The sequence below is a fragment of the Staphylococcus lloydii genome (assembly GCF_015775975.1).
GTDB lineage: Bacteria > Bacillota > Bacilli > Staphylococcales > Staphylococcaceae > Staphylococcus > Staphylococcus lloydii.
Window position 1 is genome coordinate 1,062,894 of sequence record NZ_CP064056.1, and the last position, 24,073, is coordinate 1,086,966.

General features: G+C 30.7%; 20 protein-coding genes. 17 read left to right on the top strand and 3 right to left on the bottom strand.

What is annotated here, in order from left to right:
* Positions 1-207: 207 nt before the first annotated feature.
* Complete coding sequence (locus ISP08_RS05230; RefSeq protein WP_195717923.1) at positions 208-846, bottom strand: HD domain-containing protein; 639 nt, start codon at positions 844-846, stop codon at positions 208-210.
* A 218-nt stretch (positions 847-1,064) separates the two neighbouring features.
* Between ISP08_RS05230 and ISP08_RS05235 the strand changes: the two genes are divergently transcribed.
* Entirely contained in the window at positions 1,065-1,700 is a 636-nt protein-coding gene (locus tag ISP08_RS05235; RefSeq protein WP_195717924.1) for a pentapeptide repeat-containing protein, read from the top strand.
* A gap of 157 nt (positions 1,701-1,857) precedes the next feature.
* Here ISP08_RS05235 and ISP08_RS05240 read toward each other — a convergent pair whose 3' ends face one another.
* Entirely contained in the window at positions 1,858-2,046 is a 189-nt protein-coding gene (locus ISP08_RS05240; RefSeq protein WP_195717925.1) for a hypothetical protein, read from the bottom strand.
* Positions 2,047-2,387: 341 nt separating this feature from the next.
* On the opposite strand from ISP08_RS05240, the gene ISP08_RS05245 reads away from it, so the two are divergent.
* The 16 genes from ISP08_RS05245 (at position 2,388) to ISP08_RS05320 (ending at position 22,471) form a co-directional block, all read left to right on the top strand.
* Positions 2,388-4,283, top strand: coding sequence for a glycosyltransferase (locus ISP08_RS05245; protein WP_195717926.1), 1,896 nt, complete (start codon positions 2,388-2,390; stop codon positions 4,281-4,283).
* Positions 4,284-4,754: 471 nt separating this feature from the next.
* On the top strand, positions 4,755-8,144 hold the full coding sequence (locus ISP08_RS05250) for a YSIRK-type signal peptide-containing protein (protein WP_195717927.1): 3,390 nt from the start codon (positions 4,755-4,757) through the stop codon (positions 8,142-8,144).
* A 130-nt stretch (positions 8,145-8,274) separates the two neighbouring features.
* Positions 8,275-9,027 (top strand): NAD(P)H-binding protein, encoded by a 753-nt coding sequence (locus ISP08_RS05255; RefSeq protein WP_229294056.1) that lies wholly within the window; start codon positions 8,275-8,277, stop codon positions 9,025-9,027.
* A gap of 729 nt (positions 9,028-9,756) precedes the next feature.
* Positions 9,757-10,431, top strand: a complete 675-nt coding sequence (locus ISP08_RS05260) for a Wzz/FepE/Etk N-terminal domain-containing protein (RefSeq protein WP_195717928.1) — start codon at positions 9,757-9,759, stop codon at positions 10,429-10,431.
* Positions 10,432-10,444: 13 nt separating this feature from the next.
* Positions 10,445-11,131, top strand: coding sequence for a polysaccharide biosynthesis tyrosine autokinase (locus ISP08_RS05265; RefSeq protein ID WP_195717929.1), 687 nt, complete (start codon positions 10,445-10,447; stop codon positions 11,129-11,131).
* Positions 11,128-11,877 (top strand): tyrosine-protein phosphatase, encoded by a 750-nt coding sequence (locus ISP08_RS05270; protein WP_195717930.1) that lies wholly within the window; start codon positions 11,128-11,130, stop codon positions 11,875-11,877. The genes ISP08_RS05265 and ISP08_RS05270 overlap by 4 nt, the downstream gene beginning before the upstream one ends.
* A 26-nt stretch (positions 11,878-11,903) precedes the next feature.
* On the top strand, positions 11,904-13,706 hold the full coding sequence (locus ISP08_RS05275) for a polysaccharide biosynthesis protein (RefSeq protein WP_195717931.1): 1,803 nt from the start codon (positions 11,904-11,906) through the stop codon (positions 13,704-13,706).
* A 43-nt stretch (positions 13,707-13,749) separates the two neighbouring features.
* Positions 13,750-14,892, top strand: a complete 1,143-nt coding sequence (locus ISP08_RS05280; protein WP_196931189.1) for an MATE family efflux transporter — start codon at positions 13,750-13,752, stop codon at positions 14,890-14,892.
* A gap of 154 nt (positions 14,893-15,046) precedes the next feature.
* Entirely contained in the window at positions 15,047-16,084 is a 1,038-nt protein-coding gene (locus tag ISP08_RS05285) for a hypothetical protein (protein WP_196931190.1), read from the top strand.
* 5 nt (positions 16,085-16,089) lie between these two features.
* Positions 16,090-16,641, top strand: coding sequence for an acyltransferase (locus ISP08_RS05290; RefSeq protein ID WP_195717934.1), 552 nt, complete (start codon positions 16,090-16,092; stop codon positions 16,639-16,641).
* A gap of 1 nt (position 16,642) precedes the next feature.
* Complete coding sequence (locus tag ISP08_RS05295) at positions 16,643-17,644, top strand: NAD-dependent epimerase (RefSeq protein WP_195717935.1); 1,002 nt, start codon at positions 16,643-16,645, stop codon at positions 17,642-17,644.
* Between the two features lie 18 nt (positions 17,645-17,662).
* On the top strand, positions 17,663-18,937 hold the full coding sequence (locus ISP08_RS05300) for a nucleotide sugar dehydrogenase (protein ID WP_279610849.1): 1,275 nt from the start codon (positions 17,663-17,665) through the stop codon (positions 18,935-18,937).
* A 2-nt stretch (positions 18,938-18,939) separates the two neighbouring features.
* Positions 18,940-20,100: a glycosyltransferase family 4 protein gene (locus tag ISP08_RS05305; RefSeq protein WP_195717937.1), complete on the top strand. Its 1,161-nt coding sequence runs from the start codon at positions 18,940-18,942 to the stop codon at positions 20,098-20,100.
* Between the two features lie 4 nt (positions 20,101-20,104).
* Positions 20,105-20,698: a sugar transferase gene (locus ISP08_RS05310; RefSeq protein ID WP_195717938.1), complete on the top strand. Its 594-nt coding sequence runs from the start codon at positions 20,105-20,107 to the stop codon at positions 20,696-20,698.
* Positions 20,698-21,315, top strand: a complete 618-nt coding sequence (locus tag ISP08_RS05315) for an acetyltransferase (RefSeq protein WP_195717939.1) — start codon at positions 20,698-20,700, stop codon at positions 21,313-21,315. The genes ISP08_RS05310 and ISP08_RS05315 overlap by 1 nt, the downstream gene beginning before the upstream one ends.
* Before the next feature lie 7 nt (positions 21,316-21,322).
* Positions 21,323-22,471 (top strand): DegT/DnrJ/EryC1/StrS family aminotransferase, encoded by a 1,149-nt coding sequence (locus ISP08_RS05320; protein WP_195717940.1) that lies wholly within the window; start codon positions 21,323-21,325, stop codon positions 22,469-22,471.
* A 43-nt stretch (positions 22,472-22,514) separates the two neighbouring features.
* Here ISP08_RS05320 and ISP08_RS05325 read toward each other — a convergent pair whose 3' ends face one another.
* Complete coding sequence (locus ISP08_RS05325; protein WP_195717941.1) at positions 22,515-23,330, bottom strand: helix-turn-helix transcriptional regulator; 816 nt, start codon at positions 23,328-23,330, stop codon at positions 22,515-22,517.
* Positions 23,331-24,073 lie beyond the last annotated feature (743 nt).

Consider the following 24,073-nt stretch of genomic DNA (forward strand, 5'->3'; position numbering starts at 1 on the left):
CATCCTAAATAATTACGTTCAGCATTAAACATTACGATAATATTGTTATTGTCTTCAACCACATAACCACAAGAATTGATACTATTTACTGGATTTATAATAATGGTTATTTAATTATTTTGTCACTAAGTTCAAAGATTGTATAAACTTGATCAGCATCCAGTTTATATACAAAAATAACCCATCGCTTCGGCGATGGGTTTAATGTTATTGCTCCCACTTGGATCTTAAAATGCATGAACAAAAGTTATTTTGTGGGTATTCAGGTTCAAAATATTTGATTACATCTGATTTAATATTACCAAATGTTGTTTCTGGTTTATGTTTAAATCCTTCATAAAATGCTTTTATTACGTCTTTTTTAAAATTACCGCGTGGAAATTTAGTAACGATGGCTTTTCTAATTTCATCAGAATACTGATTCCAGTTGTCGCCCATAACGTCCATACCTACACCATGATATAACAATGCTACGTTGTTTTCTTTATGTTCAGCTACGCCAAGTGTAGTATGTAAAGCAATAGCATCCCATGCTAATTGTAAATCTCGTTCATCGTAATTATAAGTATCTAAAAATTGTCTCACTGCATTAGCGCCGTCTACTTCAAATCTTAAATCGTCACTACTATATTGATTGGTAAGACCTAGGTCATGAAATAGGGCAGTGATATAGAGTAACTCCTTATCATATTTTAAATTATCTTGATGTCCTTTAATTTCTCCGAATAAATAAACTCGGTTTGAATGATTCCAAATTAATTCATTACCATATTCATGAACAATGCTTTGTGCATCTTGGACTATGTTACTATCTGGAATTGTTACTTCATCTATATTTCTTAGCATATGAAAACGTCCCTTCTAGTATTTTATTTTGTAAATTCCCTTAATTTTAATCTGAAAACAACAGTTTTATATTAGAACTTGCAACTTACTTATAAATATAGATAAAGATATTTTTGAATATAAATAATCTTTGTAATTAGCAGTTAGGATTTATATAATTAAAGTTAAATATTTTCAATACATATTATTTGTTTAACCATAGATAGGAGTTACTAAATTTGAAGATAAAAGGGCCTCAACTTATAAACGACTTACAACCAATGCAACTGCGAGATGTATTTGAAGCTGATGATTTTGTTTTGAATGCTTGTGAAGTAGCTGGTTCAGCATTGACTAATGAAACTTTAGATAAACTTAGGATTTATGAAGCACGTGTTAAGGATTGTTCCTTCGCAAATACTGATTTAGTCAATGTAGACTTTATGGATGTCATATTCGAAAATTGCGATTTTTCTAATGCTATTTTGGATCGTGGTTCAATTCATAGAGTAGTTTTTAATAATTGTCGTATGACAGGAACAAATTTTAAAAATACGAGCTTTGGCAATGTAGAATTTAATGAATGTAAAGGGTATTTGTTAAATTTTATAGAATCAAAATTTGAAGCATTTATAACTAATAAAGGTACGATGGAAAACACACAATTTTTTCAATGCAATTTGAAAAGTGCTGAATTTGTAGGTAGCAACTTGAATAATTTAGAAATATTTGAAACGTCACTTAAAAATAGTGATATTAGTAAATCAACGTTTGAACATATAACGATAGATAAGAAGGATTTGGTTGGTTGTAAAGTCTCAAGTCAGCAAGCTATTCAATTTGCAAGTTTAATGGGACTTAATGTAGTGGATTAATTAAAAAAGCGAAAACCCCTCCATTAATTAATGGAGGGGTTTTTTGCTTTGAATCTTTAAACTAATTACTGCTCGATTTAATTTACCATATATAAAAGTAATTTTCACTTAAATCAGCGTAAATATTTATTTTTAACAACATCAAAGTATGCTTACGTTAATTGTTGTTATTATCGTTATTAAAAAAGGAAGCTACTGTATCTGCAACATTCTCACGAGAATCATTTTTGCTACTTTTTTGTTGAAGATCATCGTCATTGATTTTTTCATCGGTAAGTCCCTCAATACGATTTTTAACCTCTCTTCTTGTCCATCCCATTTTTTTAATTTGCTTTTCATAGTCCATATTGGATTTTACTCCTTGCTTTTAATTCTATTCAACTGAAAAATTGTTCTTTATTAAATATAGCTAAATAGAAATTTCATACTATTAAATATTGAAAAATGTGAATCACTCACATTATATTGCAATTTATAAAATTAGCAAATAAAAGGTACTGAAAATTGATGAAAAAATTTGTTGAAGTGCAATATTACTAGAAATAATATTTTTAAATAATCAATAATTAATAATTAGTAATGTGTAATTTTTAAATAATAATGTATAAATATTAATAATATACTATATATTTGTTATTAATTGTGATAATGTTTAATACAAGAATGTTTTTTAAAGGGGAGTTATACTTGAAAAATATAATTTTTATAACAAGTAGGTTAGACAAAGATCATGGTGGATTAACTGCTTCATTGCTTAACAAAGTTCGAATTTTGTATGACTATGAAGGGGTTAAATCTAAAATACTCACTTTTCATGCTGCACATGATTTTGATCAAACGCGTGCAGAAATTATGCAAAGATATAATTTAGAAGGTAAAGTTGAAATTCTAAATTTGAATGAGTATTTTAGAAAACAGTGTGCAAAAGTTGATACTATTAAATATCAAATTAATACTGATCATTTATTAACTGTTAATGTAAATGAAAACATAAGGGAATTTTACGATGGGGGTATAAAAAAACATGAAATTATTTATAAAAATAATTTAATTCACGAAGTTAAGCATTTTAGTGACAATAGTATTTGTATGCAAAAAGATATTATTGATGCAGAGGGTTATCTATATTGGTCGAGTTACTATTTTAATAATAAGTTGTCGAGACAGGTGTTTTTTAAACTTGATAATACGCCTATTACGACTAGAGAATATGATGCTACGAGTAATAAGCAAAAAATAAAAAATGTAGTTCTACTAGACAAAGAACCGATAAGATTTAAGTCTTTTGATGAATTTAAAGAATATTTTATAAAACAATTTATAACTGATGATTGTACTTATCTAGTAGGGGAAGCTAGAGCACAAGATCCAAATATAATGAATATTGATGACGATAGAGTGAGAAAGATTTTTATGACGCATAGTATTCATTTGCGACCAGGTACAGATGTAATTAGATTGGGAAATAGAACAGTATTAAATAATTTGAATGATATTGACGCGCTTGTATTATTAACGAATCAACAAAAGCAAGATATAGTTAAACGCTTTGGTTTTAGAAATAACTATTACGTGATACCACACTCAATTAAAACTTCTGAAATTTCTGAAACTAAAGAAGAGAATAAAGTTGTTTTGATTTCTCGTTTACATGAAGAGAAGAGGTTAGATCATGCAATTAAAGCATTTAAGCAAGTGGTAACGGTAAAACCAGAGGCCAAACTTTATATTTATGGTGATGGTGAAGAAAGTATAAAACTTCAGAATTTAATTAATAACTTAAATTTACAAGAACATGTAAAATTGATGGGGTATACAAATAACGTTAACCAAATTTTACAAAGTGCAACTTGTTCATTATTAACGTCTCAATATGAAGGTTTTGCCTTAGTTATACAAGAGAGTATTGCCAATGGTACACCTGTAATTGCATACGATATTAAATATGGCCCTTCAGATATGATTGATGATGGCGTTAATGGATTCTTGGTGAATAACGGTGATATCGATGGTTTAGCTACATCATTGATTCAATACTTGGAAAAATCTTCAACAGAGCAACAACAATTTTCTTCAGCTGCGATAACAAAAGCACAACAATATTCTGATGAAAACTTTGCAAAGGCTTGGATGAATTTGTTTGAAAGCACAACAACGCGTGAAAAAGCTTTTAATCCAGAAGCTAAACTGTTAAATATCACACAGAAAAAGCTAAATAAAAATAATTTCAAAATTGATGTGAAAGTAAAATTAAATACTGAAGGTAACCTCGAACCACAATTCAAAGGGATGTTTTACCATCGTTCTACTTTAGAAAATAAAGAAACTTCAAAATGTGAGGTGGTTGAACCTAAAGTGACTACTTTAGAAGATGATTTGTTCAAACTTGAAATTCCATTCCATGCAGAAAAATTTAAGAAAAAAGAAATCTATGATTTGTCATTAGAAGTGAGTGAGCAATCTCAATATCACAAAATTAGAATAGGTAACTATAGGGAGAATTTTAATATTGAACAATTAGCAACTAGAAAGGTAAAACCTTATTATACGAAAGATTATAATAATTTAAGTTTTCAGTTATAAATCAAGATAGAAAGAAATTTCGTTATACTGTTTTATAGTATAGCGAAGTTTTCTATATAAGGAAGATGAGTAAATTATAAGGTAAAGTTAGTAAAAAAGTTTGCTGCTGAATATAGTAGTATATTTACGGAGCGAAAACTTAAACAATTCTGCATATACAAATAATTTTAAAAGTATATTTTTAAATTACCTTACAATAATTAATTTCTTTTTAAGTCCACTTTAAATAGTGGGCTTTTTATTTAATTATTGAGAAAACATTTCAACAAATACTAATAAAAGTTAAATAAACTCAACTTTCTTATATGTTTTTTACCTAATTACCTATGTTCTTTTACTATAATCACTAAGTATCTTTTAATGATGGATAAATGTTTATATAATTCAATTCTAACCAGCTCTATTATATTTATAGTAAATAAATTATAGGGTAATGTTAGGCAAAAATTTAATAATGGGAGTAGATCTAAATTGAAATATAATGAAGAATTTTCAGCTAGAAGACACAACAAATATTCAATTAGAAAATTTAGTGTAGGTCTTGCATCGATACTTGTAGGTAGTATCTTTTTTTATGGACAGAATGCGCAAGCGGCTGAAGAACAACAAAGTGATGTATCAAGTCGACAAGGTGACGATGGAAGTGCTGTAGCAGATTCATCAGCTGCCCAAGCACCCTCACAAAGCGATAATAGAGTAAATGCGCAAGTAGTAACTGCTGATAACAGTGCTGAAGCTAGTAGTTCAAATGCTAAAGTACAACAACCTAATGCACAAACTACTTCGAATACAAGCAAGCCACAAGCTGTACAAGCACCTGTTCAGCCAAAAGTTCAAGCGCAAGCACAGCAAAATGTGGCTCAACAAAGACAACAACCCGTTAAGCCGGTTTTAAAACAAGCACAAATTGAGAAAAAAGATATTAACACGAAAACTAAAGAAGTAGATGCTTTCAAATATGTAGATGAAAATAGCCAACATTTAACAGAAAATGAACGTAAATTTTTCCTTCGTTCTATAGCACGCGAAACGCCATTACATGCACGTCAATGGCAAAACTTATATGATAAAAATTACAATGCTAAAAGCATGAATGTTGATAAACGTACAATAAAAAATGAAAAAGTACAAAACGTAAAAATTATAACGGATGCCTTACAAAAATTAGTGACAGACAGAGATAAAGATGAATTTTATACAGATTTAAGATCAGACAATAAAGCACCGCGTACAAATCAGTACACACTTAGTAACACAATCAATAAAGACAAAGATGGCAAGCAATCACTTAACTTACAATTAAGTAAAAACATTGTACCTCTTACATTTCAACAAGGTGGAAAGTGGATTCCTTGGAAGCATAGATTTGAACATTGGGGTTTACGTACAAATCAGTCAATTCATAATAAAATAGATGAAGTAAGATTAAAATACAGATGGAATGGCAAACAGCATGATGATGTAGTAACAAGGGATAAAGATGGATTCTACTGGTTTAAAGACAATGAAAAACACGGCTATAAAGGTCATTTAGGTGGAGCCGTAAACTTCGTTGTTAAATTTAAAAAGAATGCTGTATTAGACAAAACAAAGGATGCGCTTTGGGGTTATATTTTAAGTGATTCAGATATGAAAAATCCTTCGACAGTCGTGAATTATGGCTTTAAAAAAATTAACTTAGGTCAACAAAATTTCGAGAAAAAATTCAATGACAGCGCATTAAATACTTTAAAACAAAGTGTAATGAGTAAAATTAATGATGCTAAACGTGGTTTTTCTGATCAAGATGCACATAAAGATTACTACTTAGGATTAGTAACTAAAGCTACAGCAACAACTACGACGGCTGAGCAATATGCAGAAGCTACGGCTAAATTAGCAAATATCGATCAACGTGTTACGAGTGCTTTAAAAGAAGTTAGACCTACTACTCCTAAAAAACGAACAGTGAATGCAAATACTAAAGACGTTAATGTATTGAAATATATTGAAGAGCATAGTAAAAATTTATCTGATGAAGAGCGTAAATTCTTCTTGCGACAAGTAACGCGTCATTCCGGTTTCGTAGCACAAGATTGGAACAATATTTATGACAAAAATTATGATGCTATCTCTGAAAGTGTAAACACGAGAACAATTGGTGCAAGTAACGTCACAGAAATTAATAAATTACTAACTGCAATGTATGACTTAATTGAAGGACGAGATAACGATCAATTATACAAAGAGTTAACAAATGATAGTGCAAGTAATAACCTAACGAATACTTATACGTTAGATAACAACGTGACTAAAGATAATGGTCAACAAACATTAAAAGTTAATGTAGCAAAACAAACTTTACAATTTTCTTCATCTCAAACATATAACTGGTGGAATTGGAAACAGCGTTTTGCACAATGGGGCTTAAGAACTAATGAAGCATTAAATAGAAAGATTGATAAAGTCGTTGCCAAATACAGTTGGAATACTAAAGATAAAGTAGCTGTTTTAGAAAGAGACAACAAAGGTTTTTACTGGCTCAAAGAAGATGAAATACACACTGAAGGTAAAGCTAAAGTTGGTGGAAATGTTGATTTCTTAATAACATTTAAGAAAGACGCAGTAATTGATAAAGATAGTGATAAGTTATGGGGTTATGTTCTTAGTGATTCTAAAGAATTAGAAACTAGAGCAGGGTCTAACGTAGGTTTCGGAAAACTTGATTTAACACCTGTAATAAGCACGTTCAATAGTCAAACAGTTTCTTCATTAAAACAAGAATTACTAAGTAATATTGAAACATTAAAACCAATTATAACAGCGACTAAACAAGATGCGGAGGCACTAAAAACAAAAGTTGAAGCGGTAGGTACTAATGACTTAGCTGAAGGACAATTCGAAGCAGTTAAATCAAAATTAGAAGCTTTAACAAAAGAAGTTGCACAAGCTGCACTGAAAAATAATTTAGTAGTCGTTCCGGGTAACAAAGAACGTTTAAACCAATATGCTCAATCAAGTGGTGATGGTTATATATATGGATTCCAATCATTAAATACTGATCCTGTTAACTCGCTGAATGCAGATGGATCAGTCACATTAAAACCTAATGGTTACTTATTCTATAACTTTAAAACTGAAAATGACTTAGCACCAGGTAAGCGAGTTAATTTAACAATTTTAGCTCCACAAGTAGCAGAGAACGCTAAGTTTGAATATGCTGTTCAAGGTGATAATGAGCAATATATTGTTGAAATTAGCCCAATACCTAAAACTGCTGACGGTCAATATCAATTACAAAATTTCACGATTCCTCAAGGTGCGAAGAAATTTGCGTTACGTTTAGATAACCGTGAAGGTACGACAAATACGCACGTCAAATTCTTTAAGTTGGTGACTGCAGAAAGTAAACAAGATAAAGTCGAAAACTTATTAGTCATTCCAGACAACTTACAACACTTAGGGAAATTCGCTGAATATATGAAGGATGAACAATTTTTAAGCTTCCAAGCTTTAAATACAACACCTATTAATTCATTTAATCCAGATGGTTCATTAACACTTAAACCAAAAGGTTACTTATTCTATAACCTTAAAGCACAAGGTCAACTTGCTCCAGGAAAACAATTTAACATTTTAGTCATGACAAGCCAGATTGATCCAAATACGAAGTTAGAATATGGCTTCCAAGACCAAAATAATAATTTAAATAAAACAGTGACGGCGATTACTAAAACGGAAGAAGGTAAATATAGAATAGAAAATGTTACTGTACCTCAAGGTGTGCAAGCCATAGCCCTAAGATTAGATAACCGTACAGGTACTTCTGATACGATTATTCAAGGTGTATTTGTTTTACCGAAAAAAGTAACTGAAGCATAATATAAGAAAGGCAACTCGTCATGAGTTGTCTTTTGTGTTTAGTGTAAGTTAAAATATTTCGAATACATTGCTGTAAATTTTAATCAATACTACATTTTACATAATAAATTTAAAAAAGAGGTAATACATTATGATAGTTATAACTGGCGCAACAGGTACATTAGGGCAATTAGTTGTGGAAGAAGCATTAAAAGTATTCCCTGCTAGTGAAATAGGCGTTAGCGTAAGAGACACGTCTAAGGCTGCACATTTAGCGGCTCAAGGTGTAAGTGTAAGGGAAGGAGACTTTAAAAAGCCTGAGACGCTAACAACAGCATTTAACGGCGCAGATCAATTAGTGGTTATTTCGGGCAATGGACAAGGTGACGAATTAGTTCAAGCCCATAATAACGTCATCAATGCGGCGAAAGAAGCAGGTGTGTCAAGATTGCTTTATACTAGCCAAATTGGTAGCTCACCAGCGTCCTATTTTCAACCAATGGTAGACCATTTTAAAACTGAAGAATTACTAGATCAAAGTGGACTAAACTTTGTATCTTTACGTCATGGCTTTTATTCTGCAAGTGGGCAATTTTTCTTCTCGATTGGTATAAAAGACGGCGCATTACGTTTACCTAAAAATGGGCCGATAAATTGGACGACACATGAAGATTTAGCTCAAGGTTTGGTAGCAATATTACAAGATGAATCATTCGATCAACAACTTCCTGTTTTAACGAGTGCACGTGCATTAACTATGGAAGAAATTGCTCAAGAATATACTCAAGAAACTTTAACAAGAGTAGTGATTAGTGATGAGGAATTTTATGAGCAACTTAATGCAATTCCTAATTTACCAGAAGAACAGAAAAAATGTTTATTAATATCTTCCATGCAAGTGTAGAAGGAGATTTTGATAAAACTTCTCCTTTATTAGAAGAACTTATTGGTAAAAAGCCTGACGATATAGTGTCGATTTTAAATAACAAATAATAGCGCAATAGATGAGTTTTGAAAGTTATAAGTATTAAATAAATTACAAATAGCAATTTCATATTTATATATTTTACTTATATGTATATAAAATTTACTTAGATTATAGGAGTTAACATTTAACAAATAATTGTTGATATAATCATTGTAGGTGTTATGACACCATTTATCTCCATTAGTAACATATAGGGTTAAGGGACAATCGCAATAGCGATTGTCTTTTTTTATTTAAATATATAACAACAACCTTTTTTCTCGAGTAATAAAACTTCCTACTTTAATACTTCACAAATATTATCATGATTATTAAAAAATCGCGCACATTTTTAAAATGACTACAAATATTAAACGATGCCATTGCGCGAGACTTCTTTTTACTTTTTATTAACTTAATTTTACTTTGCTTTGCAAAAATCAATATCACAGTTTAAATGGTGCTATAATGCCAATGTATATAAACATAAAAATATATTATGTTTATATTTACTATTTAATTTCTTATTAATTAAAATAGAAATTAAATAAGCCTGTTTGATTTTCTCGAGAATGAAAATAGAAAGAGAGTTAGGAGCGTGACATGTTTGGAGACATAAAATTAGAAATCAAATATGACCATTAAATAGTAGTTATAGGAGGCAATATGAATAGTAATTTAAATTTATTAGAAATTAAGAAAATAGTGAGAAAGAACATCGTTTTGTTCATAACTATGCCACTGATTTTCTTAATTATTAGTATTGTAATAACAAATTACTTTATTGATGATAAATATGTAGCGAAAACACAAATATTAGTATATGAAAAAAAGACACAGCCTCTAAACTTTAATAATAAAGTACAAGAAATTCAATCAAATTTACAACTCGTAAATACGTATTCAGAAATTATTAAAAGTCCTAGAATTTTAGAAAAAGTTGCGAAAGAGAGCAACGTAAAATATGAGGCAGATGCATTAGCAAAAATGTTAACTGTAACTAATCAGACGGACACTCAAATTTTAAATATTGCGATTCAAAGTAAGGATGCTAAAGAAGCGGAACGTATTGCAAATAATGTAGCTAAAACTTTCCAAAAAGAAATACCGAAGATTATGGATGTAAATAATGTATCTATATTATCAAATGCAAATAATACTGCAGTACAAGTATCACCAAAAATATTGATCAATGCAGCTATTGGTTTTACAAGTGGTTTAGTGTTAGCGATTATTATAATGATATTTAGACATTTAACAGATAAGCGTATTAAAAATGAAACAGATGTAAAAGAAAACTTAGATATTCCTGTACTTGGATTAATTCAAAAATATGAATGAGAAGAGGGCAAAAATGTTTAAAAGAAATGCAACGAATACAGCAAAATTATTTGTACATCATAATCCTAAATCGGTGATAAGTGAAAAGTTTAAAACGATTCGATCTAACATTATGTTTTCGAATGCTACAAAATGTATTTTAATTACGTCTGAAAAACCTTTATCTGGAAAAACGACAATTTCTTCAAATATTGGAGTTACCTACGCGCAAGCAGGTTATAAAACGTTAATTATAGATGGTGATATGCGCAAACCGTCACAACATTATGTTTTTAATTTATCGAATTCTGAAGGGTTGTCGAATTTAATTATTAATAAAGCAAACTACGAAGATGCTATTAAATCTACTGAAATAGAAAATTTATATGTCTTAACGTCTGGCATCGTACCTCCGAATCCGTCTGAATTAATAGGATCAAAGAGATTTGTTGAAATTTTTAAAAAGCTAGAAGAAATTTATGATTTTATAATTATTGATACGCCACCCATCAATGCTGTTACTGATGCTCAATTATTTGCACAAGTAGCAAAGCATAGCATTTTAGTTATAGATGTCCAAAGAAATGATAGAGATGAAGTAAAAAAAGCTAAGGATTTATTAGATGCTGCAGGAGCAAAAATTATAGGTGCCATACTTAATAAAGTACCATTAGATAATACTTTAAACTATTACTATTATTATGGAAACGATGAAAAATGATAGATATACATAACCATATTTTGCCTGGTATAGATGATGGTCCGAAAGATATAGCACAGACTATTGATTTGTTACAACAAGCTAAGTTACAAGGTATAACAGGTATTATAGCTACGCCACATCATTTAAGTCCAAGATTCACGAATAATATTCAAAATGTAAAGGCGTTAATTAATGAAATCATGCAAATTCCAGCGATTAGAAATATAGGTATAACTATTTATCATGGCCAAGAAGTGAGGTTAACTGATCAAATTGTAGATGAAATTGCACAAGGGAATATTACTGGGTTAAATGACTCTAAATATATATTGATTGAGTTCCCATCAAATGAAGTGCCACTTTATACAAAGCAATTGTTTTATGATTTACAAATTATGGGTTTTATTCCAATTATTGCACATCCTGAAAGAAATAAAATATTAGCAAATGATTTAAGTGTACTATTTGACTTAATTAATATGGGAGCCTTGAGTCAATTGACCGCTAGTTCGCTTTTAGGAAATTTAGGAAAGAAAATTCAAAAAATCTCACTCAAAATGATTGATTATGAATTAACACACTTCGTAGCGTCTGATGCGCATCATAGCGTATCAAGACCTTTTGAAATAGCAAAATTATTTAAAAATAGGAAATTAAAAAAGTTAAATACCAAAATTGAAACGATGTTTAACCACTCGCAATTAATAATCAGAAATTCAACTATAGATAAGCAGCAACCTATTAATTTTACCAACAAGAGATAAATTAACACAAAGTAGAGGTGAATAGAATGACACATTTCAATACTAGACAACGCTTATTCATTCTTACTGCAATAGATTCTCTCATCGTTTCATTCTCAATATTTTTAGGGTATTTTATTTTAAAACCATTTTATGAATTTTATCCCATTAAATTATTAATATTAAGCTCTATTATTTTGCTTATTTCCCATTTTGGGACGGCATATTTTTTCGGATTATATCATAGAGCTTGGGAGTACGCGAGCATAAGTGAACTAATGATTATAGTGAGATCTATTTCAACATCAATATTAATTACTGCAACGATTGTGTCTTTAATTTCGTGGACGCATCTATTTATTAGATTGTACTTTATTACTTGGATGCTGCATTTAATTTTTATTGGCGGTTCTCGTATGTTTTGGAGAATTTATAGAAGAAAAGTAATTGGGCAACCATTAAAGAAAAAACCTACATTGATAGTTGGCGCAGGGCAAAGCGCTTCATTATTATTAAGACAAATGAACAATATGGCTATGGAACCGTTGCTGGCCGTAGATGATAATCCGAATAAACAAAAGATGGTAATCATAGACGATGTGAAGGTACAAGGCACGATTGAACAAATTCCTGAGTTAATTGAAAAATATAAAATTCAAAAGTTAGTTGTTGCTATACCTTCGTTGGAACAATCTAAATTAGCTAGTATTAATGAAATGTGTAATGAAGCAGGCGTAGACCTTTTTAAAATGCCTAACATTAATGACGTATTGTCAGGTGAACTTGAAGTAAATCAACTGAAGAAAATAGACGTTGAAGATTTATTAGGTAGAGAGCCTGTAGAATTGGATATGGCTCAAATAGCAAAAGGGATAACGAATCAAACTGTCTTAGTGACAGGCGCAGGTGGTTCAATAGGATCAGAAATATGTCGCCAAATATGCAATTTTCGACCTCAAAAAGTTATTTTACTAGGTCATGGAGAAAATAGCATTTATTTAATTAATCAGGAGTTAATTAATAAATACGCACAAACGATAGAAATCATACCTGTTATAGCTGATATACAGAATAAAATGCAAATAGCTTCTATCATTAACCAATATAAACCACATGCTATTTATCATGCAGCAGCACATAAACACGTGCCATTAATGGAAGTCAATGCAGATGCAGCTTTTAAAAACAACGTAATTGGAACTAAGAATATTGCTGAAGTAGCAAAAGCAGAAGATGTTAAAAAGTTTGTAATGATTTCGACAGATAAAGCTGTAAATCCAACTAATGTCATGGGTTCAAGTAAACGTATAGCTGAAATGATAGTGCAAAGTCTTAACGATAACAACAGTAACACGCAATTTGTTGCTGTGAGATTTGGAAACGTACTTGGATCAAGAGGATCGGTCATTCCATTATTTAAAAAGCAAATAGAACAAGGTGGACCGGTAACGGTGACTCATCCTGATATGACGCGCTACTTTATGACGATACCAGAAGCGGCTCGATTAGTGTTGCAAGCTGGAGCTCTGGCTAAAGGGGGAGAAATATTTGTATTAGATATGGGTGAACCTGTAAAAATAGTCGATTTAGCCAAGAATTTAATTAAATTAAGCGGTAAAAATAGTAATGATATTCGCATTGAATACTCTGGTATTCGTCCAGGCGAAAAATTATTTGAAGAATTATTAAAAGAAGATGAAATCCATCCACAACAAATATACGACAAAATATATATTGGAAAATCGAAGGTATATGAATCTTCTAAACTTTATCAGTGTATAACTCAAATTGGCTTAGGTGAAATAGATATTATTGATTTCGCTAGAAGAAGTGAAAAATATCTTGAATAAAAATTTTTTGGTCTATTTAGTCGGAAATATAGCCTATGGAATTATGCAGTGGTCAGTTATAGTTCTAATCATAAAATTAGGTACAAAAGTTGAACTTGGGGCGTATACATATGGCCTAGCCGTAATTGCACCAATCTTATTACTCATGTCATTTGGTTATAACACGTTAATAGTGACAAAGCCAGAATTATATAAGTCGATGCTATATTTTACAAGATGGCTCAATATGATCATTGCATTAATAATTTATAGTTTATTCATTTATTTCTTTTCAACGATAGAAACTCATTTGTATAAGCTAATGATTGTGATTGCACTAAGTAAGCTTGCCGATAGTCTAATAGAGATAGATTATAGCTATTATATAAAGGCAAATCAGCATTGGAAAGTTGGTCTTTATAAAATTATATTTTCTATCTTCCAATTTAGTTTAATAGTCATAGGATATTATGTTTTCACTAATTTATTTCTTGCACTATTAATTTATAGTCTTAGCGTCATTATTTTTGCAACTTACAAAAATAGAAGATACTTAACAATAAAACACTTAAATTGGCAACAATTATACGTACTAATAAAAATTGGTATGCCATTATCGATAGCATTATTTTTATCATCTTTAAATACAAATATACCTAAATACATATTGGAAAATAATAATTCATTAATCGATGTAGGTATCTTTAGTAGTTTAATTATTATTTATTCTGCAGGTAACATTTTTTATTATTCACTATATAACTTTTTATTGCCACGTGTTGTTAATCAAAAGCACAATAAACGGTTTTTACAACGTTTACTTTTCACAATATTAGGGGGCAATGTCGTAGTAGTATTGTCATTACTTATTTTATTACCCTTTAATGTAGATCACCTTATACAGACACTTTTCAATAAACACTATGTAAGTTTTAAAAATGAATTTCTGCTTATTATATATAGCAGTTTTGCTGTTTATAGCAGTATCTTACTGGATTTATTTATAAATACATTTCAAAAATATGTGTATAACACAGTTACACAAATTATCAGTGTCTTAGTAGTGCTTATTGGTAGCGTAAGTCTTATACCGATTTATTCAGTATTTGGTGCAACGCTTGTATTCGTACTATTTGCCATTACAGTTTTTAGTTTGAAGCTGCTTTTATCAATATACATTATTAGAGGAGTTAGCCATGGGGATTAAATCAATCATTTTCACTTTAATATTGCTTGCTTTACTTATAGTTTCTCTATGGCAGGGTTATAGTAATTTTTTTATTCTCATTTTTGTCAATTTAGTAGTTTTATCTTATATGTTAATAAAAAAGTACGATGTGAAGTTAATCATACTTGTATGTATGCAGTGGATATTATATGTAGTCTTTTTAATTATTCATCAATATGTACATGTATTACCAGGATCTGGTAATGATGACTTACGCTTTGAAAAACTAGCAAGCAATTATTATTATCATTATCTTTTTTCAACTAATGTGGATTTATTCCAAAACTCTAGAGCATATTCTCAATTTTTAGCGATGCTATATTTTTTAGGTCGCCCACACGTTTTGATTCCAGGCTTAGTAAATATTACAGTTCATACGATAACGGTAATATTATTTTATAAAATATGTATGCATGTCTTAAACAACTCTCGCGTATCGATTATAACTGTCACGTTATATACGTTATACCCGATTTATATTTTCACAACTGTTATTACGCTAAGAGAAATGTTTATCATTATGTTCATTATGTTATTTCTTTATGCATTGCTGAAGTTACATTTAACGAAAAACATTATGTATTTTTTCATTTGCCTAAGTGCTTTGATAGTTGGTTCGGTCTTTCATATCGGCCTATTAGGGTTGTTTATAGTGTTGGCATGCTATTTTATTATGGCTTCAAACTTACAACTGCCATTTAGAGTTATGCTTTCAATATTATTTATCTCTAGTTTTATTATATTTATTGCCAATACTAATGATGCTAAAGTGCAAAATACTATTAATACTGAAGATCATACTAAAGCTTTAGATTTGAATTCTAGGGCAGATTATTTGTCCGTAAATGAGTCTAATGGTTTGCAGACTAAGTTAAAACAAATAACTTTCTTTTTGTTAAAACCATTTCCATGGGAAGTTAGAACGTTTGCTGACGTCATAGGATTGTTTGATATTTGCGTCATTTTGTTAGCTACATTTCTAGCATTACGTTTATATAAAAAAACTAAAAATAAACGTATTCTAATTGTCTTAATCACCGTATACGGTATGTTTTTTACTTTCGCAATTGGGACTTACAAATACGGAACTGCTTTAAGACATAGGGATAAGGTAGCAATGGTACTCACGATGTTTATAAACTACTATATATTTTACAAAAGAAGGAGGTAAGACATGTGATTTATAAATTACTCAAGTATTTAAGTAAATTGCTCAAATTATTACCTCTTAAATTGCGCTATTTATTATATGAATTAAATACAACAACAAATTTAAAAATACAAATTGCGCTTAGATATTGTATTGTGGCGAGCATATGCGAACGGACAGGTAACAATATTTATATTGGTAAACACGTTTCTTTGAAAAATATACATCATGTTGAAATCGGCAACAACGTGAATATACATGATATGTGCTACATCGATGGCTATGGCGGTATAAAAATAGGAAACGATGTTTCAATAGCACATGCTACTTCAATATTAAGTTCGTCACATACGTGGCAAGATAGCGCTTTACCTATTAAATATAATGACGTTATTAAGGGACCTGTAATTATCGGTAATGATGTATGGATAGGGTGTGGAGCTAGGATTTTAAGCAATGTAACAATCGAAGATAGGACGGTTGTTGCAGCTGGAACGGTCGCTAATAAAAACTTAATAACAAATCATTTAGGTGCTGGCGTACCAATGCAAATTAAAAAGAAATTGGAGGAAAGCTAATATGAAAGTTTTGATTACTGGCGTCGCAGGTTTTATTGGTTCACATTTAGCACGCAAACTCATAGATAAAAATCTGAACGTCATTGGTATAGATAATTTAAATGATTATTATGACGTCGGCTTAAAAGAACGACGTTTAGAACTGATTGGAACAAATAATTTCAAGTTTTATCGCCAAGATATAGCTGATTACGAACAATTGGAAGTGATTTTTAAAGAAGAACGACCTTCAGTTGTTATTAATTTAGCTGCGCAAGCTGGTGTGAGATATAGTTTGTCTAACCCTCATACATACATTGATGCAAACGTTAAAGGTTTTATGAACATATTAGAATGTTGTCGACATTATCAAATTGAACATTTGATATACGCCTCATCAAGTTCAGTTTATGGCGCAAATAAAAAACAACCTTTCAACGTTCATGATAGCGTTGATCATCCACTCAGTATTTATGCCGCGACGAAAAAAGCGAATGAATTGATGGCCCATACATATAGTTCTCTTTATCATTTGCCGACGACCGGATTAAGATTTTTTACTGTATATGGGCCGTGGGGTCGACCAGATATGGCGCTATTTAAATTTACGAAGGCTATTATAAATGAAGAAAAAATTGATGTTTATAATTATGGCAACATGATGCGCGATTTTACTTATGTATCAGATATCGTTGAAGCCATTGCTAAACTTGTTCATCAACCTGCAAGTCACAATAGCAATTGGGATGGGGTAGAACCGGACCCTGCAACTTCTTTTGCGCCATATAAAATTTATAACATCGGTAATAGTCAACCAGTTAAGTTAATGGACTTTGTTGAAGCCATAGAACGTAAGTTAAATAAACAAGCAATTAAAAATTATATGGAATTACAACCGGGAGACGTTCCCGAAACATACGCAAATGTAGATGACTTATATCGAGATATTAATTTCAAACCACAAGTCAGTGTTAATGAAGGTGTAGGGCAATTCATCGATTGGTATGTTGATTACTATAAATAAAGAAAAGGAATGTTGTCAGTGAAAAAGAATATTGCAGTAGTGGGTTTAGGTTATGTTGGACTACCAGTAGCTGTCGCATTTGGCAAAGAAAATGACGTAATAGGTTTTGATATAAATACACAACGTATTGAAGAATTAAAAAACAATATTGACTGCACGAACGAAGTAACTACAAAAGATTTAAAAGAAGCAAATATTAAATTTACCAATAACAAGAAGGAATTAACTGAGGCAGATTTTATAATAGTAGCTGTTCCTACGCCTATAGATGAACATAATCAACCGGACTTAACACCTTTGATTAAAGCAAGTGAAACTGTAGGATCAGCGTTACAGAAAGGAACAATTGTCGTTTTTGAATCTACTGTCTATCCTGGTGCAACCGAAGAAGTCTGTGTGCCGATTTTAGAACAAGAATCGAAACTGTTATACGGACAAGACTTTTTTGTTGGATACTCTCCAGAACGAATTAATCCTGGAGATACAACACATCGATTTACAACTATTACGAAAATTGTTGCCGGACAGAATGAGAAAATCACAGATGAGATGGCCGAGGTATATGGTTCTGTAATTGAAGCGGGCGTTTATAAAGCTTCATCTATTAAAGTAGCCGAAGCGGCTAAAGTAATAGAGAATACACAACGCGATGTCAATATTGCCTTAATGAATGAATTGGCAATTATTTTTAACCAATTAAACATAGATACTTCAGAAGTGTTAAAAGCAGCAGGCACAAAATGGAATTTTTTAAACTTCAAACCTGGGCTTGTCGGTGGACATTGTATTGGTGTCGATCCATATTATTTAACTTACAAGGCGGAATCTATCGGCTATCATCCAGAAGTTATTTTGTCTGGTAGAAGGATAAACGACAATATTGCTAAATTTATCGCTTTAAATATTATTAAGGCATTGATTAAGCAAGGTATAACTATTCATGGTGCCAAAGTAAACGTTTATGGGCTTACTTTTAAAGAAAATTGTCCAGATTTAAGAAATACAAAAGTGATTCAAGTGATTCAAGAACTTAAAGAATATGGCCTAGATATATATAGTCATGATCCTGTTGCTGATAAGTTAGAAGCTGCAAAAATTTATGGCATTAAATTACAAGATTTTGAAAGTCTGCCACAAGCTGATGTAGCAATTTTTGCGGTAGCTCATGATTTATACTTACAACAAAAGCAAAGTTATTTAAATCTCATAAAAGATAACGGTGTTATTTGCGATGTTAAAGCTATAATTGCTGACGACGATGTTAAAGTAACCCAATATTTTTGGAGGTTATAACTATGAGAATTATGCAAATTGCCGCTATAGAAATGACACACAAAAAGTTATTGAGAAATTTAAATGAAACTTGTGCGAGAAAAGGATTCGACGTTCATTGTGTTAGTAAAATGGAACATCATTTTGACATGGTATCGAAAGAAGGTATTGTTTATCACAATATCAATATCGATCGAGATATTAAGGTTTTTAATAATATAAAAACAGTGTTCCATCTTGTAAAATTAATGAAACAAGAAAAACCCAATATCGTTCACGTACATACACCAGTGGCAGCAGTTTTGGGTAGATTAGCCGCTAAAATAGCAAAAATCCCTACGGTTATTTATACGGCACACGGCTTTTATTTTCATGATGGTATGCCTAGAAGTCGTTATTACTTTTATTTTTTTATTGAAAAGTTAATGGCTAGATTGTTTACGGATTATTTATTTACACAAAGTAAAGAAGATTATGAAGTAGCGATACGTCACAACTTTTTATCACATAAAAATGCACATCATTATCGATGGATTAGTAACGGCATTGATTTAAAAGATAAATTTAATTATGACAAAGTAAATCAACAAGATATTAAGCGTTTAAAACAACAGCATAATATTAAAAAAGGTGAGTTAATCATTACATTTATCGGTCGTTTAGTAGAGGAAAAAGGCATTATTGATTTGCTTGGAGCGATTGAGAAAGTAAAGCATCAAAATATTAAAGTTTTTATTATCGGGGACACGCATCAAAGTGAACGTGACACAACGACTGTAAATACTTTAGAAAAATATAAAAAGCAAAAGCAACATAACATTATTTTCACTGGTTCTATAGACAATATAAATGACTATTTATATTTAAGTGATATATTCTGTTTACCTTCTTATAGGGAGGGGATGCCTAGATCAATTATTGAAGCAATGGCGATGAAAAATGCAATTATTGCTACAAATATAAGAGGATGTAGAGAAGAAGTCGTAGACAATGTTAATGGATATATTGTGCCGATAAGTGCACCTCAATATATAGCAACTAAAATTGATGCGTTAGCAAACAACCCCAAACTATTAGCTGAATTTAAAGACAGAAGTCATGAATTTGCGCACAAATACTATGATGAACACCAAGTCGTACAACAACAGATAGAAGTTTTTGAACAGCTTCAAAAAGGTGAGTGAACTTATGAAAAAGAGAGTATTGGATATCATAATCAGTGTGCTAGGTTTAACGTTAACCTTACCAATAATCATCATATGTGCGGTGCTAATTAGGTTGAATATGGGGAAACCAGTATTTTATAAACAAATGCGTCCTGGTAAAGACGAAGTACCTTTTACTTTATTCAAGTTTAGAACTATGACGAATCAACAAGATCTCAACGGTGTGCTGTTACCTGATGAATTACGTAAAACGAGATTAGGTTCTTTTATACGCAGTACTAGTATTGATGAATTACCACAGCTATTTAATGTATTAAAAGGTGACTTGAGTATAGTTGGACCGCGTCCATTATTAATGGAGTATTTAAAATTATATAATGCGAAGCAAAGAACACGCCACGCTGTAAAGCCAGGGATAACTGGCCTTGCTCAAATAAAAGGTAGAAATGCATTATCCTGGGAAAAGAAATTTAAATATGATGTGTGGTACGTCAATAATCAAACTATGAAATTGGATTTATATATTATTTTAATGACTGTCATAAAAGTACTATTACGTAAAAACGTAAACGCCCACAATCATGCGACTATGTATAAATTTAAGGGTACAAAATAATGAAAAAAATAATATTAATAGGTAACGGTGGGCATGCCAAAGTAATCAGTGACATCGTGAAGCAATCAAAGAACTATCAATTATCTGGTTATCTTGACGATGCAATTACACGAAGAAGTTATCATAATGAAATTGTATTTGATAATTTAACGAATATTGGACATTATTATCGTGATCATCACTTTATCATAGCTATTGGTAATAATATAATACGACAACAAATTGTTCAGCGATTTGCTCATATCAAGTTAAATTATGCAACGCTCATTCATCCAACAGCCACTATCGGTTCAAATGTAAAAATAGACAAAGGCAGTGTTATCATGGCAAATATTACTATTAATACAGATACTGCGATTGGTAAGCATTGTATCATTAATACAATGAGTTGTATTGAACATGATAATAAGATTTATGATTATGTACATATTGCGCCCCATGTCACGTTGACAGGGAGTGTAGTTATTAATCAAGGGTCATTTATTGGTGCAGGTGCCACGATTATTCCAAATATCACTATCGGTAAAAATGTTATCGTGGGCGCAGGATCTACTGTTATAAACGACATAGCAGATAATAATACAGTCTATGGCTCGCCAGCGAAAAATAAGAGGTGACAACATCATGAGTAACGACAGAATTTTTTTATCTCGACCACACATGGGTGGTAGTGAGCAACTATATATTAATGATGCATTTAAGAAAAACTGGATAGCGCCTTTAGGTGATAATGTAAACAATTTTGAGAAAAAGATGCGAAGTTATACGGGTGCAAAATCAACTTTAGCATTAAGTAGTGGCACAGCGGCTATCCATCTCGCACTTATAGAAAGTGACGTAAAACAAAATGATGTTGTATTTTGTTCGTCACTAACATTTTGTGCAACCGCAAATCCTATATTATATTTACAAGCACGTCCGGTATTTATAGATTCTGAACTAGATACTTGGAATATGTGTCCAAGAGCTTTGGAAAAAGCATTACAACAATATACGGCAATAGGTCAAAAACCTAAAGCTATAATTGTAGTGAACTTATACGGACAGACAGCACAATTTGATAAAATCATAGCGTTATGTAATGAATATAATGTTACTTTAATAGAAGATGCTGCAGAGTCCCTAGGATCAAGCTTCAGAGGTGAGATGAGCGGTACAATCGGAGATTTCGGTATATTTTCGTTTAATGGTAATAAAATTATAACGACGAGCGGCGGCGGAATGTTGCTGTCTCACAATACTAACGCGATAAAACACGCTTTATTTTTAGCAACGCAAGCGAGAGATGATGCGTCTCATTATCAACATAGTGAGTTAGGATTTAATTATCGATTGAGTAATATTTGTGCTGGAATCGGATTAGGACAATTAGAAGTACTTGAAAAAAGAGTAAAACAACGACGTACTATATTCGATAGGTATGAACAAGCCTTACAATCTACTAAAGTTAAATTCCAAATTGAACTTAATAATACAGTATCAAATCGATGGTTGACGGCATTTGTATTAACAAATAAAGACAATACAATAACACCTATGACTATCATTAAAAAATTAGCAGAGCATGATATTGAAGCCAGAAGGGTGTGGAAGCCTATGCATATGCAGCCATTGTATAGTGACTATGATTATGTTTCTGTAGATATAGACAATGCAAAAGCTATTTTTGAACGTGGCGTGTGTTTACCTTCAAGTTCTGATTTAACAAAAGCACAACAAGACAAAGTCATTGAAATTTTAAAAGATGTAGTTGAAACATATAAAAATAATTAACTTTAATAAATAACAGCCAAAAGTCTTTTGACTTTTGGCTGTTTTAATCTATCGCATATTGCGCTGCTAATTCTTTTAAATGAAGGTATAGTTCGTTAGGGAAAGATTCTTTATATGGTTGTGTTGTTTTATATTTTTTTATAAATTCATCTGGAGACATGTTAAAAACACGGTGGAAATTTTTCAAAAAAGTAGAATGTGAACGGTAACCGTATTCTTTCCATTTGTCATTATAATTAGAAGTTAACATTTCGACAGCTAATCTATATATTTTGATTTTTCTGATATATTTAATTAGAGAGATATTCATTGATTCTGAAAACACTCTAGATAGATAGCTTGCATTCACAAAAAAATTATCTGCAATTTCAGCTAATGATAAATCTTCTTTATAATGATTGTTGACGTAATCTAACACTTTTTTTACAAGTGGATTTGCGTTCTCTAACGTGTTTTCTTTAAAATACTGTCCTAAACGTATATAGTTAATCAATTTAATAATACAAATATCAGCATTGAACTGATCCTTTTCATAAATAGCGATTACCGTTTCGAGAAATTCTCTTTTAATAAAATGTTCTATTTTAGATTTATCTAGATAAAGTTGATCCCATCCGAAAAGTGAAAATCTATTAAAACTTAATTTATTAATGGTTAGAGCTATAACTTTACCTGAATTTATAAGTAAATTTGGAGAGGTATAGGGTTCGAGTATAAAAAATTCATGTTTTTGAAATTTACCTAGATAAGCTTTGTCATAAAACGATACATGTCCAGACAATACAAAAAATATATGAATATTATTGAAGCTATCTTTTATATTAATATCAGAATCGTGAATTTGATAATTGTAATCCATAGTATCTCTCTTTTCATAATAAAATAATTTTACAATATAAGCATAGCATGTTTGTAGGTTATGAAATTTACAATAAGTTGTAAATTATTTACTTAAAGTGGTAAAAATCAGACACGTCTAATGGCTGTAATGCATATTAGACATGAAGGTAAATGGTGTACGCAAAATTCGATTGTTAATAAAAAAGCGCTAATTGATTAAATTAGCGCTCACTTGGAGATATGAATTGAATATTCAAAAGTTTAAAGAGAATAAAAACATCCCTGTAAGATATCATAGAGTAAATGACTACTACTCTAGTTAATTAAAGTAGCTAAATAAAGTATAGCAATTTACTAACTATTTAGCTATATCACTCATTAAGTTAGAAAAAAATTGACAATATATAGTAAAAAATAGAAGAGAAGAGCGAAAAAAAAACACTAATCAAAAGATTAGTGTAAAAATAATAATCTGAGTGGCTTATTGGTGTTAATGGTAGAACTGAGATGAATGTATGAATAAGCCAATAAAAGTTCAGATGTTGTTTATTTTTAATTATGAAAGCATAGTACTAAAAACCATTTTGTCTTCCTAAAACAATAAATAGAAGACAGTTAGAAGTATAGCAAATGAATTTAAGGTTTTATATATAATATAGTGATTAGTAAAAATATATAACATTTAAGTAAAAAATAAGAATATATTTATTAACCAACTAGAGTAATCTAACTAATGTAAAATTTAAATAGTAGTAATTGTCT

Coding starts and splice junctions, on each gene's coding strand:
- ISP08_RS05230 (WP_195717923.1), bottom strand. CDS start 846: ATGCTAAGAAATATAGATGAAGTAACAATTCCAGATAGTAACATAGTC.
- ISP08_RS05240 (WP_195717925.1), bottom strand. CDS start 2,046: ATGGACTATGAAAAGCAAATTAAAAAAATGGGATGGACAAGAAGAGAG.
- ISP08_RS05255 (WP_229294056.1), top strand. CDS start 8,275: ATGATAGTTATAACTGGCGCAACAGGTACATTAGGGCAATTAGTTGTG.
- ISP08_RS05260 (WP_195717928.1), top strand. CDS start 9,757: ATGAATAGTAATTTAAATTTATTAGAAATTAAGAAAATAGTGAGAAAG.
- ISP08_RS05265 (WP_195717929.1), top strand. CDS start 10,445: ATGTTTAAAAGAAATGCAACGAATACAGCAAAATTATTTGTACATCAT.
- ISP08_RS05270 (WP_195717930.1), top strand. CDS start 11,128: ATGATAGATATACATAACCATATTTTGCCTGGTATAGATGATGGTCCG.
- ISP08_RS05275 (WP_195717931.1), top strand. CDS start 11,904: ATGACACATTTCAATACTAGACAACGCTTATTCATTCTTACTGCAATA.
- ISP08_RS05280 (WP_196931189.1), top strand. CDS start 13,750: ATGCAGTGGTCAGTTATAGTTCTAATCATAAAATTAGGTACAAAAGTT.
- ISP08_RS05285 (WP_196931190.1), top strand. CDS start 15,047: ATGCAGTGGATATTATATGTAGTCTTTTTAATTATTCATCAATATGTA.
- ISP08_RS05295 (WP_195717935.1), top strand. CDS start 16,643: ATGAAAGTTTTGATTACTGGCGTCGCAGGTTTTATTGGTTCACATTTA.
- ISP08_RS05305 (WP_195717937.1), top strand. CDS start 18,940: ATGAGAATTATGCAAATTGCCGCTATAGAAATGACACACAAAAAGTTA.
- ISP08_RS05310 (WP_195717938.1), top strand. CDS start 20,105: ATGAAAAAGAGAGTATTGGATATCATAATCAGTGTGCTAGGTTTAACG.
- ISP08_RS05315 (WP_195717939.1), top strand. CDS start 20,698: ATGAAAAAAATAATATTAATAGGTAACGGTGGGCATGCCAAAGTAATC.
- ISP08_RS05320 (WP_195717940.1), top strand. CDS start 21,323: ATGAGTAACGACAGAATTTTTTTATCTCGACCACACATGGGTGGTAGT.
- ISP08_RS05325 (WP_195717941.1), bottom strand. CDS start 23,330: ATGGATTACAATTATCAAATTCACGATTCTGATATTAATATAAAAGAT.